Genomic DNA, 15,983 nt, shown 5'->3' on the forward strand with positions numbered 1-15,983 from the left:
GGGCGCTATCATAGCGCCCGATTGAGGTGTCCAAAATCATTAGGCCAGTTCAGTTTGCTCGCGATGAGGGCAGTGAAAACACCGCCCCCTCGGCTCACATCACACTTTCTTGTAAAGCTGACTGCCTTCCTGCTTGAACCGCTCGGCCTGCTCCGCCATTCCCTGGGCGACGTCGACGTCCACCGCTTCGATGCGCTGGTTGGCGGCGTATTCGCGTACTTCCTGGGTGATTTTCATCGAGCAGAATTTCGGCCCGCACATCGAGCAGAAATGCGCCACCTTGGCCGAGTCCTTCGGCAGGGTTTCATCGTGGTACGAACGGGCGGTGTCCGGGTCCAGGCCGAGGTTGAACTGGTCTTCCCAGCGGAACTCGAAACGGGCCTTGCTCAGGGCATTGTCGCGGATCTGCGCACCAGGATGCCCCTTGGCCAGGTCGGCCGCATGGGCGGCGATCTTGTAGGTGATGATCCCGGTCTTCACGTCATCCTTGTTCGGCAGCCCCAGGTGCTCCTTGGGGGTCACATAGCAGAGCATGGCACAGCCGAACCAGCCGATCATCGCCGCACCGATACCGGAGGTGATGTGGTCGTAGCCCGGCGCGATGTCGGTGGTCAGCGGGCCGAGGGTATAGAACGGCGCCTCGTCGCAGCACTCCAGCTGCTTGTCCATGTTCTCCTTGATCAACTGCATCGGCACGTGGCCAGGGCCTTCGATCATGCATTGCACGTCGTGCTTCCAGGCGATCTTGGTCAGCTCGCCCAGGGTTTCCAGCTCACCGAACTGCGCTTCGTCGTTGGCGTCGGCAATCGAGCCCGGACGCAGGCCATCGCCCAGCGAGAAGCTGACGTCGTAGGCCTTCATGATTTCGCAGATGTCTTCGAAGTGGGTGTAGAGGAAGTTTTCCTTGTGGTGCGCCAGGCACCACTTGGCCATGATCGAACCGCCACGGCTGACGATCCCGGTGACGCGCTTGGCAGTCATCGGCACATAGCGCAGCAGCACGCCGGCATGGATGGTGAAATAGTCGACACCCTGTTCGGCCTGTTCGATCAGCGTGTCGCGAAACAGCTCCCAGGTCAGGTCTTCGGCCACTCCACCGACTTTTTCCAGGGCCTGGTAGATCGGTACGGTACCGATCGGGACCGGCGAGTTGCGAATGATCCACTCACGGGTTTCATGGATGTGCTTGCCGGTGGACAGGTCCATGACCGTGTCCGAACCCCAGCGGATGCCCCAGGTCAGCTTGGCCACTTCTTCTTCGATGGACGACCCCAGCGCGCTGTTGCCGATGTTGCCGTTGATCTTCACCAGGAAGTTGCGGCCGATGATCATCGGCTCCAGTTCGGTGTGGTTGATGTTGGCCGGAATGATCGCGCGGCCACGGGCGATTTCATCGCGGACGAATTCGGGGGTGATGACCTTGGGGATGCTGGCGCCGAAGCTGTGGCCGGCGTGCTGTTGATCCAGCAGGCCAGCGGCACGAGCCACTTCCAGCTTCATGTTCTCGCGGATGGCGACGTATTCCATCTCGGCGGTGATGATGCCTTTGCGCGCATAGTGCATCTGGCTGACGTTGGCCCCCGGCTTGGCGCGACGCGGATTGTTCACGTGGGCGAAGCGCAGCTTGGTCAGCTCGGGGTCGGCCAGGCGTTCCTTGCCGAAGCTGGAACTCAGACCTGCCAGGCGTTCGGTGTCGCCCCGCGCCTCGATCCAGGGCGAGCGTACATCGGCCAGGCCTTTGCGTACGTCGATGATCACGTTCGGGTCGGTGTAGGGGCCCGAGGTGTCATAGACCGTCACCGGCGCGTTGATCTCGCCACCGAAGTCGGTGGGGGTCACGTCGAGGCTGATCTCGCGCATGGGCACGCGGATGTCCGGGCGGCTGCCCTGGACATAGATTTTTTGCGAGCGGGTAAAGGGCTGAACCGATTGCTGATCGACCTGGGCCGAATCACTGAGGTTGGTCGCGTTTTTTGATTTTGTCGTCATCACGGGCTCTCCAGACACACATCCAGGCAGTGGATTTTTGTCGGAGCGAACCTGTAGCGAATGGACGCACCCCTGCACGATCGTGCGGATGCTGTGCTTGCTGCTCGAGGATGCTCGAAGATCGAAAGTCGATTGTCGAACAACATCCCGGACGAAGCACAAGAGGACTCGCCGGGTGACGAGAAATCTTGTTCCCTACGCAGGCGTTAACCTGATCAGGTTCAACGGGATCCGAAATTATTCGATCTCAGCCTCAAAGCAAGGCACCCCGACAAGAACCCGGCCAGTCTAGACACAACCACTACAGAACGCCATGGCTACGGTAAAAGGCTTGATGAATGGCGCATATACAGGATTGTTGCCATGCCCCGGCGCAACTACACTCGCTACGCCGCGCCTTCGTGCGCACTCATTCGTCTAGGGATCGTCTCATGCTGCGCAAACTCTCACTGGCCCTTGCCGTGTCTTGTGCGTCCAATGGAATGGCTTGGGCTGCCGAAGCGCCCTTATCGACCAGAACCGACCTGGTGAGCGTGTACCAGGAAGCGGTGGACAACAACGCCGACCTGGCCGCTGCCCGCGCCCAGTACGGCGCCCAGAAGGAAGTGGTGCCCCAGGCCCGCGCCGGATTGCTGCCCAACCTTTCCGGCGGGGCCGAGGTGGCCAACGTGCGCACCGACATCGATGAGCCTGCCGCCATTGCCAACCGCAGTGCGCGTTCATACCAGGCCACATTGTCCCAACCGCTGTTCCGTGCCGACCGCTGGTTTCAATTCCAGGCTGCCAAGTCGGTGAACGAGCAGGCGGCACTGCAACTGTCGGCCACCGAACAGAACCTGATCCTGCAAAGCGCCGAGAGTTACTTCAATGTGCTGCGCAGTCAGGACAACCTGGCGTCGACCAAGGCTGAAGAAGCCGCGTTCAAGCGCCAGCTCGACCAATCCAACGAGCGCTTCGACGTGGGCCTGTCGGACAAGACCGACGTGCTGCAATCCCAGGCCAGCTACGACACCGCGCGGGCCAACCGGATCCTCGCCCAACGCCAGGTCGAGGATGCCTTCGAAGCCCTGATCACCTTGACCAACCGCCAGTACAACTCGATCCAGGGCATCGTCCACACACTACCGATCCTGCCGCCGGCGCCGAACGATGCCAAGGCCTGGGTGGACACCGCCGCCCGGCAGAACCTCAACCTGCTGGCCAGCAACTACGCCGTCACGGCGGCCGAAGACACCCTGCGCCAGCGCAAGGCCGGCCACGCCCCGACCCTCGATGCCGTGGCGAGGTATGAGAAAGGTGACAACGACGCGCTGGGGTTCAGCAACCCGAACGCGATTGGCCGTCCATACGGGGGCGATGTCGAGCAGCGCACCCTGGCCCTGCAGTTGAACATTCCGATCTACAGCGGCGGGTTGACCACCTCCCAGGTCCGCGAGTCCTACTCGCAGTTGACCCAGACCGAGCAGCAGCGCGAAGGCCTGCGCCGGCAGGTGGTGGAAAACACCCGTAACCTGCATCGCGCGGTGAACACCGACGTGGAACAGGTCCAGGCACGGCGCCAGTCGATCATTTCCAACCAGAGCGCGGTGGAGGCCACGGAGATCGGTTACCAGGTGGGCACCCGCAATATCGTCGATGTGCTGGATGCCCAGCGCCAGCTGTACACCTCGGTGCGCAACTACAACAACGCCCGCTACGACTACATTCTCGACAACCTGCGCCTCAAGCAGGCCGCCGGCACCCTGAGCCCGGCCGACCTGCAGGACCTGTCGCGCTACCTCAAGCCTGATTACAACCCGGACAAGGATTTCCTGCCACCGGACCTGGCGCAGGCCGCGGCGGAGCAACTGCGCTCACGGCCGGCGCAGTAGCCCACGGATCTCGCGGCAGCTACCCCTGTGGCGAGGAGATTTATCCCCTCGCCACAGATATTTTCTCTTGCCACACAGCAATCATCACCGTCCCGCGATCAACCGCCCCAATCCGTCCAGCAAACGCTGCAGCGCCCCCTGATTGGTGCGCATCACCTTCAGGCCAGCCTCGGCCATGCGCTGGGCATCCCGGGGCAGTTCGAACAATCGCTGCACCGCCAAGGCCAGGCTCTCGGCATCGTCGACTTCCTGCAATGCCCCGGCGGCTCGCAGCTGGGCGGCGATTTCGAGGAAATTGAACAAGTGCGGTCCACTCAGAACCGGCTTGGCCAGGGCCGCCGGTTCCAGCAGATTGTGCCCACCGTTGGGCACCAGGCTGCCGCCGACAAAGGCGCTGTCGGCCAACGCGTAGAGAAACAACAGTTCGCCCATGGTATCGCCCAGCAGCACCGAAGCCTGGGCGGTCACAGGCTGCCCGCTGGAACGCCGGACCGTGGCGAAGCCTTCGCGCTCACAGAGCCGGTACACCGAGTCGAAACGCTCGGGATGACGCGGCACCAGGATCAGCAGCGCATCGGGATAACTGTCGAGCAACTGGCGGTGGGCGGCCAGCACCACCTCGTCTTCGCCCTCATGGGTGCTCGCGGCGATCCAGACTGCGCGCTCTGTCGCTTGCCATTGATGCCGCAAGACGCTGGCACTTTCCAGCAGTTGCGGATCGATCGTCAGGTCGAACTTGATGGATCCGGTCACCTCGACGGTTTCGGCCCGGGCGCCCAACTGGCGAAAACGCTCGGCCTCGGCTTCGGTCTGGACGGCGAACAGGCTCATCTCGGCCAGCATCGGACGGGTGAGCCGGGGAAACCGTGCGTACCCCCGCGCCGAACGTTCCGACAACCGGGCATTGGCCAAGGCCACGGGAATGCCGCGCCTGGCGCATTGATGGATGTGATTGGGCCACAGCTCGGTTTCCATGATCACCGCCAGCTTCGGACGCACCCGATCGAGAAAGCGCTTCGCGGCGCAGGGCAGGTCGTAGGGCAGGTAGCAATGCTGGATGCGCGGCTCGTTGGCGAACAAGGCCTGGATCCGCTCCGAACCGGTGGGCGTCATGCAGGTGACGGTGATCGGAAGCTGTGGATAACGTTGCAGCAGGGCCCGGATCATCGGCGCGGCGGCAATGCTTTCGCCCACCGACACCGCATGCACCCAGATACCTCCCGGCACCAGGGTCGGCAGGCGCCAGGAAAAACGCTCGCCAATACGCCGGGCATAAGCCGGCGCCTTGCGTGCCCGCAACCACAACCGAATCGCTACCAGTGGCAGCCCCAGATAAAACAATGCGCTATAGAGAGTTCTGTTCATGGCGGCGGAGTTTATCGGGTTTTCAGCCAATCGCCTGCAGCTGCACGGCAAAACGTTCCGCCAACCAGCGCGCGGCCGGGCCCAGGGGCTCGTCGCGCCGCCAGACCAGTTCCACCACCAGCGCTGGCGGGGTCCATTCGCTGTTGAGCTCGATCATCTGCCCCTGATAGGCCGGGTACTGCACCACATGCCGTGGCAGCCAGGCCCAACCCAGGCCACACCTGAGCCATTCGGCCAGGACATAGAAGCTGTCGGCGCGCCAGACTTGCGGGCTGGCCTGCTCACTGCCGGGGTAGACACTGGACTGGGTCGCCATCAGCAACTGGCGATGACGGGCCATTTCCAGGCAAGTCACGTATTCCTGCGTGGCCATGGGATGTTCGCGTCCGCACACCGTCACCATCTCGACGCTGCCCAGGACCCGGCGCTCCAGTGCCGCAGGGATCTGCTCGTGATAGAACAGCAGTCCGAGGTCGGCGTGGCGCTCCACCAGCTTGCGCGCTACATCTCCCTGGGCAGCGCTGGCCAGTTGCACCTCGAGGGTGGGGAAGCGCTCGGCCAGGGCGGTCAGGCTGTCGATCACCGGCTGATAGGGCATGGCCTCGTCCTGGGCCAGCCGCAGCCGTGCTTCCTGTCCTCGCATCAAGGCCTGGGCCCGCCCATTGAGGCGTTCGCACTGGCGCAGCACCTCCCGCGCCTCTTCCAGCAAGGCTTCGCCGGCTTCAGTGAGCCTGGGCTGACGGCCACTGCTGCGCTCGAACAGGTTCACTCCCAGATCGGCTTCCAGCAAGGCAATGGCGCTGCTGATGGCCGACTGGGCCTTGCGTTGGTCCCGGGCCACGGCGGAGAACGAACGCTTTTCGGCAACACCGACAAACAGCCGCAGCTGCTCCAGATTCCACTGCACGTTCATGACCCAACCTATCTCTATATCAGATAGGTAATGACTTTACCGCATCTGAACGCTCACTAGAATGGCGCCATCGAAAGTCGCAACAGCCAAGAGGAATCGCTCATGAACGCTTACTACTACCTGGCCATCGCCATCTGCGCCGAAGTGATTGCCACCGTCTCCATGAAAGCGATCAAAGGCTTGAGCACGCCCTTGCCCTTGCTACTGGTCATCGTCGGTTACGCCACCGCGTTCTGGATGCTGACCCTGGTGGTGCGCACTGTCCCGGTGGGCGTGGCCTATGCGGTCTGGGCCGGACTGGGCATTGTCATGGTCAGCGTGGCGGCCTTGTTCATCTACGGGCAGAAGCTGGACGTGCCGGCGATGCTGGGGATGGCGTTGATTGTGCTTGGGGTGGTGGTGATCCAGCTGTTCTCCAAGACGGCCGGCCACTGAAGCACACCGGTCATTGACTGGAATACCTTGTGGCGAGGGGCTTTATCGATTCGTCGCAGCGCCCCCTTTTCAAGACAACTGACATGCTGCCGTGCTGTCAGGTGATGAGGTGGCTACACAGCCCAGCGGAGATAAATTCCCTTGCCGCAATCGGACCGAACTTGAATCGCAGATCAGACGCTTCTCATCGAGTCTGTATACTGCGCCCTCGTCTTGAACACAGAGGTCGCTGCATGCCATCCGTTATTTCCACCGACGTCCTGATTGTCGGCGCCGGAGTCGCCGGCCTCTGGCTGAATGCGCGCCTGCGTCGCCAGGGTTATTCGACCGTGCTGGTGGAAAGCGCCAGCCTGGGTGGCGGGCAGAGCGTCAAATCCCAGGGCATCATCCATGGCGGCGCCAAGTACGCGCTGCATGGCGCACTGACCGGCGCCTCGGAAGCCATCGCCGACATGCCGCGCCGCTGGCGCGAAGCGCTGGCCGGCGACGGCGAGCTGGACCTGTCCGGCGTTCGCCTGCTGTCCGAAGCCCACTACCTGTGGTCGCCCGGCACCCTGGCCGGCAACCTCACCAGCTTTTTCGCCAGCAAGGCCGTGCGCGGTCGCGTCGATCAGGTCAAGGGCGAACAACTGCCCGCAGCCCTGCAGGACAAGCGCTTCAAGGGCAAGGTCTATCGTCTGGCCGAACTGGTGGTGGATGTCCCCAGCCTGATCGCGCGCCTGGCGGAACTGGCTGGCGACGGTCTGCTTGCCGGACAACTCATTGAGCCGCTGCGCGAGAATGACGAACTGCTGGGCCTCAAGGTGGACGGTCGCGAGATCCGCGCCCAACGCATCGTCTTAAGCGCCGGGGCCGGCACCGCCGACCTGCTCGCCGCCCTGGGCCTCGACCAGCCAGCCATGCAGCGCCGGCCGCTGCACATGGTCCTGGTCAAAGGCCCTTCCCTCAAGCCGCTCTACGCCCATTGCCTGGGAGGCGGACCGAAGCCGCGCATCACGGTGACCACTCACCCGGCCGCCGATGGCCAGTGGGTCTGGTACCTGGGTGGCGACATCGCCGAAGCCGATGGCGTTGCCCGCGATCCCGCCGCGCAGATCGCTACCGCCCAGAAGGAACTCGGTCAGTTGCTGCCCTGGATCGATCTGAGCTCCGCGCAATGGGCCACCCTGCGAGTGGATCGCGCCGAACCCTTGCAGTCGGGCCTGACCCGTCCGGATAACGCCTTCCTGGCCGAGCGGGATCGTCTATTGGTGGGTTGGCCGACCAAGCTGGCCCTGGCTCCGGATTTTGCCGACCGGGTAATCACGGCACTGCAACGCGACGGCATCGTGCCAAGCCATCCGGCCCCCCTGCCCGACTTGCCGAAACCGCCCATGGCTGTGCCTGCCTGGGAGCAACTGCTGCCATGAGCCAGCCGACCCTGCACGATTTTCTTCGCCCACTGGGCAATGGCGGCCCGCTGGTTTCCCCCGTGGGCCTGGGTACCGTCAAGCTCGGGCGCGACCAGGGCGTCAAATACCCCAACGGCTTTCGGATCCCGGATGACGACGAAGCGCGGATGCTGCTCAGGCTGGCACGCGACCTGGGCATCAACCTGATCGACACCGCACCGGCCTATGGCCGCAGCGAAGAACGCCTCGGTCCGTTGTTGCGTGGGCAACGCCAGGAGTGGGTGATCGTCAGCAAGGTCGGGGAAGAATTCAGCGACGGCCAGTCACGCCATGACTTCAGCGCCGCCCACACCCGCCTTTCAGTGGAGCGCAGCCTCAAGCGCCTGGAGACCGACTATATCGACCTGGTCCTGGTGCACTCCGACGGCAACGACCTGGCGATCCTCAACGACAGCGAGGTCTATCCAACCCTGGCGGCGCTCAAGGGCGAGGGCAAGATCGGTGGCTTCGGTTTCTCCGGTAAAACCGTCGATGGCGGCTTGAAGGCCCTGGAGCAAGGCGATTGCGCAATGGTCACCTACAATCTGAACGAACGAAGCGAGAAGGCTGTCATTGACTACGCAGCCGAACACGGCAAAGCGATCCTGGTGAAGAAAGCCCTGGCCAGCGGCCATGTCTGCCTGACCCCCGGGGTGGACCCGGTCCGTGCCAGCTTCGAACTGTTGTTTGAACATCCCGGGGTTGCCAGTGCTATTGTCGGCACCATCAATCCGCTGCACCTCGCCCATAACGTCGCGACCGTTGCCAAGGTCCTGCGTAAAGACTGACGCCGCATGCGCGGCATGAAGAAGGAGTCGACATGCCGCGTACGCTCATCAGAAAGAACCCCAGCAACTTCAAGACCCTGCCCCTGTATGTCGAAGCGACTCCCGAAGGCCTGACCTACCAGAGCGTGGGAATGCCGCTGAACTTCGCCCAGACCCTGCAACGCCGTCGGCCGGTGACGGTGGCCGATGCCGAACGCTTTTCCCTGGAGCTGGCCAACCTGGGGGTCTCGGTGCGCCTGACCCTGCATTGGCAGAACCGCGACTACTGGGTGCTGGTGCGCCAGCGGCGGCAGGATCGCGGCGACGTGGTGCTCAAGCTGATTTCCGGCTACGTCCCGGCCCATGAACTGAACCTGCCGCTACTGACCGCCATCCAGGAAATCGCCGAGGAATGCCTGCTGGAAACCCCCGAAGGCTGGCTCGGCGGACGCTTCAACGATACCTGGCTGCCGGCCCCTTACGCCGCTGCCCTGCATTATCGCGAAGCCTTGCCGTTTCGCCTGGCACCGCTGTCCGGCTCGGCCCGCCCGGTGCGCAGTGCCAACCTGCAGCTGATCGAGCGACCAAGAGCCTATGTGCATCTGCCGACGGCATCCTTGCAACTGATCTACGATTTGCGCCTGGATGTGCCCCGGGAAGCCAAGTCCCTGAGCCTGTTTCATGTGGATGAGCGCCTCGAGGGTGACCAATTGGTGGCCACGCTTGATCGCAAACGGCCCGACCTCTACCTGATGCCGCTGCACGACGGCCAACCCTTGCCCGAGCTGTACACCCTGAAAAAGGACCAGCTCTACCCGGCCAGCACCCGTGGGTTGTATCTGGCGGAAAGCTTCGCAAAGCAGGATGGCTGGCTGGTGCGGGAGGAGCGGATTCGCTGGAAGGATTGGTTGCGCCAGCAAGGGCTGACGCCTCCGGGCAAGGAGTCGGGCCTGACCCGGCTCAAGGGCAAGGCCCGGCAGTTGCTCAAGAAAATCGTTCCGCGCAAGGTGGCTCGTTAGGACGAAGAGCGACCAGTCAAGCCGGACCTGTGCCGAGGGGACGTATCGCTAGACTCCCTCGCCACAAAGGCTCTTCGCCTTCATTGAGTCGCAATCGCCGGACTCAGTTATTGCGGATCTTCTCCACAATCGCTGTCGTCGAGCTGTTTTCCACCAGCCCGAGCACCTTCACGGTACCGCCATAGGCGGTGACGATGTCCGCACCCACGACCTGGTCGATCCCGTAGTCGCCGCCCTTTACCAGCACGTCCGGCTTGACTTGGCGCAGCAGGTTTTCCGGGGTGCCTTCGCTGAAGCTGATCACCCAGTCCACCGCGCCCAGGCCGGCCAGGACGGCCATGCGCCGGTCGACGCTGTTGATCGGCCGACCCGGCCCCTTGAGACGGCTCACGGAAGCGTCGTCGTTGACCGCAACGATCAGGCGATCGCCCTGTGCCCTGGCCTGCTCGAGATAGGTCACATGGCCGGCATGCAGGATGTCGAAGCAGCCATTGGTGAACACGATCTTCTCGTTGTGGGCACGGGCATCGTCAACGGCCAGCAGCAACTGCTCCAGCCCCAGCACACCGCGCTCGGAACCTTCTTCACGCTGGATCGCACGACGAAGTTCCGGGGCGCTGATGGCAGCCGTACCGAGCTTGCCAACCACGATGCCTGCCGCCAGATTCGCCAGGGCCACCGCGTGCGGCAATTCCTCCCCAGCGGCAATCGCCGCGGCCAGGGTGGAAATCACCGTATCACCGGCACCGGTCACGTCGAAGACTTCACGGGCGCGGGCTGGCAGGTGCAACGCCGGGTGGTCGGGACGCAGCAGGGTCATGCCGTGCTCGCCGCGGGTCACCAGCAGGGCCCCCAGATCGAGGTCCTGCATCAACCGGGCGCCTTTGCTCACCAGTTCATGCTCGTCGGCACAACCGCCGACGATGGTTTCGAACTCGCTGAGGTTCGGCGTGATCAGGCTCGCGCCACGGTAAATGGAAAAATCCTTGCCCTTGGGATCGGCCAGCACCGGGATGCCACGGGCACGCGCGGCCTGGATCAACACCTGATGATTCTTCAACGCGCCCTTGCCATAGTCCGACAATACCAGGACCTTGATGCCTTCGAGCATCTGGTCGACCTCGGCTCCAAGGGCCAGGGGATCGGTGGCGAACGGTTCTTCGAAATCGATCCGCAGCAGTTGCTGGTGACGGCTCATGACCCGCAGCTTGACGATGGTCGGCTGGTGCGCGATGCGCTGGAATCGTGCCCGCACGCCAGCGCCCCTGAGGCTGTTGGACAGACTGTCGGCGGCCTCGTCGTCGCCGGTGACGCCGATCAGGGAGGCCGGCGCGCCGAGGGCGGCAATGTTCAACGCGACGTTGGCCGCGCCACCGGGACGATCCTCGATGTGTTCGACCTTGACCACCGGCACCGGCGCCTCAGGGGAAATCCGTGAGGTACCGCCATGCCAATAGCGGTCGAGCATGACATCGCCGACCACCAGGACAGGGGCTTGATCGAATCGCGGCATCGACAACTTCATGGAGCATCCCACATACAAAATGAACAGGGCGGCGATATTAGCACAGGGTGGGCGAAGGCTCGTCCATGGCGGTGGGAAGCCGCGCCATTATTCCTGTTTCAGCAATGCCGCCAGCCGGTCACATGCCTGGGACAGCTCGACCTCGCAAGTATTGATTTCGCATTCGGGCGCCAGCGGCGCTTCGTAGGGGCTGTCCAGACCGGTGAAATTCTTGATCCGCCCGGCGCAAGCCTCGCGATACAACCCCTTGGGATCACGCTGGGCGCAGATCTCGAAAGGCGTGCTTACATACACTTCCAGAAACGTTTTTTCAGGAAATAACCGCCGGGCCGCATCCCGATCATTGCGAAACGGAGAGATCGCCGCGACGATGACGATCAGGCCGGCGTCCACCATCAACCGCGCAACCTCGGCAATGCGCCGGACATTCTCGCTGCGGGCCGCGTCATCCATCCCCAGGTCGCGGCACAACCCTTGGCGCAGGTTGTCGCCGTCGAGCAGACAGGTGTGCAACCCCTGCTGGTTGAGCTGCACCTCCAGGGCATTGGCCAGCGTCGACTTGCCGGCTCCCGACAAACCGGTCAGCCAGATACAACGCGGCCGCTGGGACTTGAGCGCGGCCCGGTCACCGGGGGTAAGCGCCGGCGCGTAGGGGCGGATCTGCACCTGTTGCATCGATACCTTTGACGTCTCATTCATAGCCGAGCATCTCGTAGTCGCGCTGGTAAACCCGCCGAACCAGCCGGCGGGTACGCACCGAACAGATTTCCCGGACCGGCATCGAGGTACGCTGCGCGGTGCGGTTCACATGAGGCAGTGTAGCGGCAAGGCCCAGATGCTCGCATACCCGCCGAAAATCTCGACCCATATGTTCCTGATAACCGATGAAGTCCATCGCCAGGTGACCGAGGGAATCGGTGAGAAATTCAGTCTGTGGGGCGAAATGCAACTGACGCGCGACATTCTCCGGATGCAGCCAGCGGGCGACGAAATCGTCGAAGTCACGGTAATGCCTCACCAGCGCTTGCGCCCTTTGGTCCCGCGGCCCCAGCTGATTGCCGCGCAGGAAAGCATAGGCGCAATAGGCACGCTCCAGAGGATCACGGACAAAAGCGAACTTGAAGCTGGCGGCGTATTGCTCCGCAAACTGCTCCTCGTACCAGTACAGCGGTAGATGCCCGGGGCTGAAACCATCGAACATGCCCACGCAGACACTGCTGCCGGCGCATTTGGGAACATGGATGAACAGGCAGGCGCGCTGGGCGAAGGCTTCGGGGAAGCGGCAGTTGGCCGACAATGATTTGTTGACGGCTTGCCGATCGACAATCGACAGGCGGCCCAACAGAAAGGAGCGTTGCGACTTGGGCAACAGTTTCCAGAGATAACGTTGCAGCATTGGAGTACCCGCGCGAAGGGGATCGTCTCATCGATCAGTGAAGGTCGTTCAGGAAAAGTCCTGTAGCCAGGACGTTATCAAACGCGGCGCGCGGATTTATGGCGGGTTGGTTCACACAGGTAACCCATTGGATACAAATGCCCGCGGGAGCTCGGATGCTCCCGCAGGTATCACGCTGTATCAGGCGATGTCCTGGGCTGGCGCATCCAGGCCCATGGCGTGCAGGCGTGCGTAGTAGCCGTTCTGGGCAAGCAGTTCGCCGTGGGTGCCGCGCTCGACGATACGCCCCTGGTCCATGACCAGGATCAGATCGGCTTTCTCGATAGTCGACAGGCGGTGGGCAATGACCAGGGTGGTGCGACCTTTCATCACTTGGTCCAAGGCCGCCTGGATATGCCGCTCGGACTCGGTATCCAGTGCCGAGGTGGCCTCGTCGAGAATCAGCAACGGCGCATTCTTCAACAGTGCCCGGGCAATGGCCAGGCGCTGACGCTGGCCACCGGACAGCAGCACGCCGTTCTCACCCACTTCGGTATCCAGCCCCTTGGGCAACTGCTCGATGAAATCCATGGCGTAGGCATCACGGGCAGCTTTCTCGATATCGGCCCGTGGCGCGCCGGCCAGGTCGCCATAGGCGATATTGTTGGCCACGGTGTCGTTGAACAGCGTGACGTGCTGGGTCACCTGGGCGACATGCCGGCGCAGGTTGCGCAGGCGATAGTCCTCGATTTCCACATCATCGAGCAGGATCTGGCCGACTTCATGGTGATAGAAGCGCGGGATGAGGCTCGCCAGGGTCGACTTGCCACTGCCCGAACGCCCCACCAGGGCTATCATCTGCCCAGGCGCTGCCGTGAAGCTGATGTCCTTGAGGACCTCGCGGTCGGCACCGGGGTAGGTGAAACTCAGGTTGCGCACATCGAGACGGCCGCTGACGCGTTCCTGCTCGACCGTACCGTTGTCGATTTCCGGCGCGACATCCAGTTGCTCGAAGATGCTTTCCGCACCGGCCACGCCTCTCTGGATGGTGGAACTGACTTCCGAAAGCTGGCGGATCGGCTTGGGCAGCAGGCCCGCGGCCGTGATGTAGGCCACCAGATCACCGGCCGTGGCATCCCCCCGCAGGAACAGCACCAGGAACATCAGGGCCGCCATGGCGGTGTAGATCACCAGTTGCAACATTGGCGTATAGACAGCGCCCGTACGCGTCATGCGCAGCTGTTTTTCGGTATTGCCCTGGCTGGCCCGGGCAAAACGCTGTTCTTCGTAGGCTTCGCCGCCAAAGCTGCGCACGACGCGATAGCCCTGGATGGTCTCGGACGCCACGTGCGTGACGTCGCCCATGGCCACCTGGATTTTCTTGCTCTGCTTGCGGAATTTCTTGCTGGTATTGCCGACCATGAATGCGATCAACGGCAGGATCGCCAGCATCACCAAGGTCAGTTTCCAGTTCATCCAGACCAGGTAAACGAAGAGGAACACCACGGTGAGGCCTTCGCGGATCACCACCTTGATGGCATCGGTGGCAGCACCGGTGACCATGGTCACGTTAAAGGTGATGCGGGAAATCAGGTGCCCCGAATTGTGGGTATCGAAATAGCGGTTGGGCAGCACCAGCAGCTTGTTGAACAGCTCGACCCGCAGGTCATGGACCAGCCCCAGGGAAACCCTGGCCAGGTAATAGTTGCCCAGAAACGACCCCAGGCCCTGCCAGGCGGCGATCAGGATGATCAGCAGCGGCACCGCCATCAGCAGCTTCAAGTCCTTGAGGTAGGCCACGTTGGGAAAGAGCACCGCATCGGGGTTGCTCAAGCCATCGACGAAATATTTGAGGATCCCGGCCAGCATGGGCTGGGTGGAAGCAAATATCACGAAACCCACGATACTCAGCAAAAAGATGCCCACGTAGGGTTTGACGTATCCCAGCAGCCGAAAATAGATTTTCAGGCTGGAGTCCTGTTCCGCTTTGGGCGGTGCATCACTCATCGTAGAGCTCACTGGTTAGGAAGAACACGGAATTTTATCACAGCCACCCGGCTTGACCCGCGCCCAGGTCAAAACACCGGCCAAACCGATCGGCAGCCAGCTGATGAACCACTCGGCGCGCGGCGTTCCGGTCAGGCTTGCGGCATCGAACTGCATCGCCAGGAACGAAAATATCCACATGCCGAGCACACCCCGTCCCAGCAGGCTTTCCCGTGCGCGCCAGGCTTCGCGCAGCACGGCGAACCAGGCAATGCACCACAGCGCCAGCCCCGGCAATCCAAGCTGGATGGCGACATGGCTGAACAGGTTGTGTGCGTGGTCAAAGGAAATACGGCCAACGGGGATCCGGTAGTCTGCCGCCAGTCCCAGGCCACCCCACGGGTGCTCGGCAATCATGTGCAGGCTCGACATGAAGATCTCGGGCCGGTAGGAAGCACCACGCGCCAGGACCAGCGGCTCGAGCAGCCAGAAGGTCAGCATCGCCAGCACCAGGGCGGTGGCTGCGATCACACGGCTACGCTGGTCGCGGCAGTAGATGGGCATGGCCAGGACGCTGAGCAGCAAGGCCAGCGCCGCGCCACGGCTCTGGCTCATCACGACGAATACGCCCAACAGTGCCAGGGCCACCGCCCAAACAACCTGCAGGCCGATGGAACGAGGCACCCAGTGCAACAGCCAGATCGCCGCCAGGCCAATCACGTAGCCGCCAAGGATTGGATGGGACAACTCGCCCAGTCCTTCCAGGCGGGCTACCCAGGGATTGTTTTCAACGCCGTAGAAATGAACGATCGCCATCAAGGCCGTCAGGGCAAGCCCCACTCCCCCCCATTGCATGATGCGGATGACTCGCTCGGGCTGGCCATCGGCCAGGATGGCAAAGGACAACAGGAACACCAGGATGTAGAGCAACCGCTTGGCCTCACGCGCCGGCTCCGGTGCATCGGCCCAGCACAGGGTAATCAGCGACCAGACTGCCAGTGCCAGCAGCGCGGTGTAGATGACACGCTGGGCACGCCACAGTTCTGCCAACCGCTGACGCGCCGGCCAGGCAAACAGAATTGCCGGCAACCAGACAAAGATAACAAGGCCCTGTTGATAAACTTTATTGCTTGGTGCCAGGGCGATTGCCAGCAGAAACCAGAACAAGCCAAAGGCCATCCATCGCTGCGCCCAACGTGTTGCTTGCATCTTCGCTCCTAAATGGTTCACCTGCCAAACAGGCATGGTTAAAACAAAAACTTTTGGGCATCATGGCCCGCCAAGGTACCGGCCCTTTCAACAAGGTTT

Annotated in this window: 13 protein-coding genes and 1 riboswitch; of the genes, 5 read left to right on the forward strand and 8 right to left on the reverse strand. The window is 62.6% G+C overall.

Annotated elements, in window-relative coordinates; translation table 11 throughout:
- Positions 1–99 precede the first annotated feature (99 nt).
- Positions 100–1,989: a phosphomethylpyrimidine synthase ThiC gene (gene thiC / locus BW992_RS04555; RefSeq protein WP_072398529.1), complete on the reverse strand. Its 1,890-nt coding sequence runs from the start codon at positions 1,987–1,989 to the stop codon at positions 100–102.
- 175 nt (positions 1,990–2,164) lie between these two features.
- Positions 2,165–2,270, reverse strand: a riboswitch (TPP riboswitch).
- A 150-nt stretch (positions 2,271–2,420) separates the two neighbouring features.
- Between thiC and BW992_RS04560 the strand changes: the two genes are divergently transcribed.
- On the forward strand, positions 2,421–3,860 hold the full coding sequence (locus BW992_RS04560) for a TolC family outer membrane protein (protein ID WP_072398530.1): 1,440 nt from the start codon (positions 2,421–2,423) through the stop codon (positions 3,858–3,860).
- A gap of 84 nt (positions 3,861–3,944) precedes the next feature.
- Here the strand turns inward: BW992_RS04560 and waaA are convergent, their stop codons facing one another.
- Together waaA and BW992_RS04570 are read right to left on the reverse strand one after the other, a co-directional pair.
- Positions 3,945–5,225: a lipid IV(A) 3-deoxy-D-manno-octulosonic acid transferase gene (waaA, locus tag BW992_RS04565; RefSeq protein ID WP_076405684.1), complete on the reverse strand. Its 1,281-nt coding sequence runs from the start codon at positions 5,223–5,225 to the stop codon at positions 3,945–3,947.
- 22 nt (positions 5,226–5,247) lie between these two features.
- The gene (locus BW992_RS04570; RefSeq protein WP_072398532.1) at positions 5,248–6,138 is read right to left on the reverse strand and encodes a LysR family transcriptional regulator; all 891 of its coding nucleotides are present in this window, start codon (positions 6,136–6,138) and stop codon (positions 5,248–5,250) included.
- Between the two features lie 102 nt (positions 6,139–6,240).
- On the opposite strand from BW992_RS04570, the gene BW992_RS04575 reads away from it, so the two are divergent.
- From BW992_RS04575 to BW992_RS04590, 4 genes are all read left to right on the forward strand, one after another.
- On the forward strand, positions 6,241–6,573 hold the full coding sequence (locus tag BW992_RS04575) for a DMT family transporter (RefSeq protein ID WP_046065574.1): 333 nt from the start codon (positions 6,241–6,243) through the stop codon (positions 6,571–6,573).
- 233 nt (positions 6,574–6,806) lie between these two features.
- Complete coding sequence (locus BW992_RS04580) at positions 6,807–7,982, forward strand: NAD(P)/FAD-dependent oxidoreductase (protein ID WP_076405685.1); 1,176 nt, start codon at positions 6,807–6,809, stop codon at positions 7,980–7,982.
- Positions 7,979–8,791, forward strand: a complete 813-nt coding sequence (locus tag BW992_RS04585) for an aldo/keto reductase (protein ID WP_072398534.1) — start codon at positions 7,979–7,981, stop codon at positions 8,789–8,791. The genes BW992_RS04580 and BW992_RS04585 overlap by 4 nt, the downstream gene beginning before the upstream one ends.
- Positions 8,792–8,823: 32 nt before the next feature.
- The gene (locus BW992_RS04590; RefSeq protein WP_072398535.1) at positions 8,824–9,789 is read left to right on the forward strand and encodes a metal ABC transporter ATPase; all 966 of its coding nucleotides are present in this window, start codon (positions 8,824–8,826) and stop codon (positions 9,787–9,789) included.
- Between the two features lie 103 nt (positions 9,790–9,892).
- On the opposite strand, the gene hldE is transcribed toward BW992_RS04590, so the two are convergent.
- From hldE to BW992_RS04615, 5 genes are all read right to left on the reverse strand, one after another.
- A complete protein-coding gene (hldE, locus tag BW992_RS04595) occupies positions 9,893–11,314 on the reverse strand; it encodes a bifunctional D-glycero-beta-D-manno-heptose-7-phosphate kinase/D-glycero-beta-D-manno-heptose 1-phosphate adenylyltransferase HldE (protein WP_072398536.1) in 1,422 nt (473 codons plus the stop codon).
- Positions 11,315–11,401: 87 nt separating this feature from the next.
- Positions 11,402–12,013 (reverse strand): adenylyl-sulfate kinase, encoded by a 612-nt coding sequence (gene cysC, locus BW992_RS04600; protein WP_072432161.1) that lies wholly within the window; start codon positions 12,011–12,013, stop codon positions 11,402–11,404.
- The gene (locus BW992_RS04605) at positions 12,006–12,710 is read right to left on the reverse strand and encodes a sulfotransferase family 2 domain-containing protein (protein ID WP_072398538.1); all 705 of its coding nucleotides are present in this window, start codon (positions 12,708–12,710) and stop codon (positions 12,006–12,008) included. Before BW992_RS04605 ends, cysC begins: the two co-directional genes overlap by 8 nt.
- Positions 12,711–12,890: 180 nt before the next feature.
- Entirely contained in the window at positions 12,891–14,696 is a 1,806-nt protein-coding gene (gene msbA / locus BW992_RS04610) for a lipid A export permease/ATP-binding protein MsbA (RefSeq protein WP_072398539.1), read from the reverse strand.
- Between the two features lie 15 nt (positions 14,697–14,711).
- Positions 14,712–15,884, reverse strand: a complete 1,173-nt coding sequence (locus tag BW992_RS04615) for an O-antigen ligase family protein (RefSeq protein ID WP_072398540.1) — start codon at positions 15,882–15,884, stop codon at positions 14,712–14,714.
- Positions 15,885–15,983 lie beyond the last annotated feature (99 nt).

Origin of the sequence: Pseudomonas sp. 7SR1 (assembly GCF_900156465.1) — a bacterium.
GTDB lineage: Bacteria > Pseudomonadota > Gammaproteobacteria > Pseudomonadales > Pseudomonadaceae > Aquipseudomonas.

Bases quoted from the DNA above. Each gene is read 5' to 3' on its own strand.
- thiC (WP_072398529.1), bottom strand. From the start codon at position 1,989: ATGACGACAAAATCAAAAAACGCGACCAACCTCAGTGATTCGGCCCAG.
- BW992_RS04560 (WP_072398530.1), top strand. From the start codon at position 2,421: ATGCTGCGCAAACTCTCACTGGCCCTTGCCGTGTCTTGTGCGTCCAAT.
- waaA (WP_076405684.1), bottom strand. From the start codon at position 5,225: ATGAACAGAACTCTCTATAGCGCATTGTTTTATCTGGGGCTGCCACTG.
- BW992_RS04570 (WP_072398532.1), bottom strand. From the start codon at position 6,138: ATGAACGTGCAGTGGAATCTGGAGCAGCTGCGGCTGTTTGTCGGTGTT.
- BW992_RS04575 (WP_046065574.1), top strand. From the start codon at position 6,241: ATGAACGCTTACTACTACCTGGCCATCGCCATCTGCGCCGAAGTGATT.
- BW992_RS04580 (WP_076405685.1), top strand. From the start codon at position 6,807: ATGCCATCCGTTATTTCCACCGACGTCCTGATTGTCGGCGCCGGAGTC.
- BW992_RS04585 (WP_072398534.1), top strand. From the start codon at position 7,979: ATGAGCCAGCCGACCCTGCACGATTTTCTTCGCCCACTGGGCAATGGC.
- BW992_RS04590 (WP_072398535.1), top strand. From the start codon at position 8,824: ATGCCGCGTACGCTCATCAGAAAGAACCCCAGCAACTTCAAGACCCTG.
- hldE (WP_072398536.1), bottom strand. From the start codon at position 11,314: ATGAAGTTGTCGATGCCGCGATTCGATCAAGCCCCTGTCCTGGTGGTC.
- cysC (WP_072432161.1), bottom strand. From the start codon at position 12,013: ATGAATGAGACGTCAAAGGTATCGATGCAACAGGTGCAGATCCGCCCC.
- BW992_RS04605 (WP_072398538.1), bottom strand. From the start codon at position 12,710: ATGCTGCAACGTTATCTCTGGAAACTGTTGCCCAAGTCGCAACGCTCC.
- msbA (WP_072398539.1), bottom strand. From the start codon at position 14,696: ATGAGTGATGCACCGCCCAAAGCGGAACAGGACTCCAGCCTGAAAATC.
- BW992_RS04615 (WP_072398540.1), bottom strand. From the start codon at position 15,884: ATGCAAGCAACACGTTGGGCGCAGCGATGGATGGCCTTTGGCTTGTTC.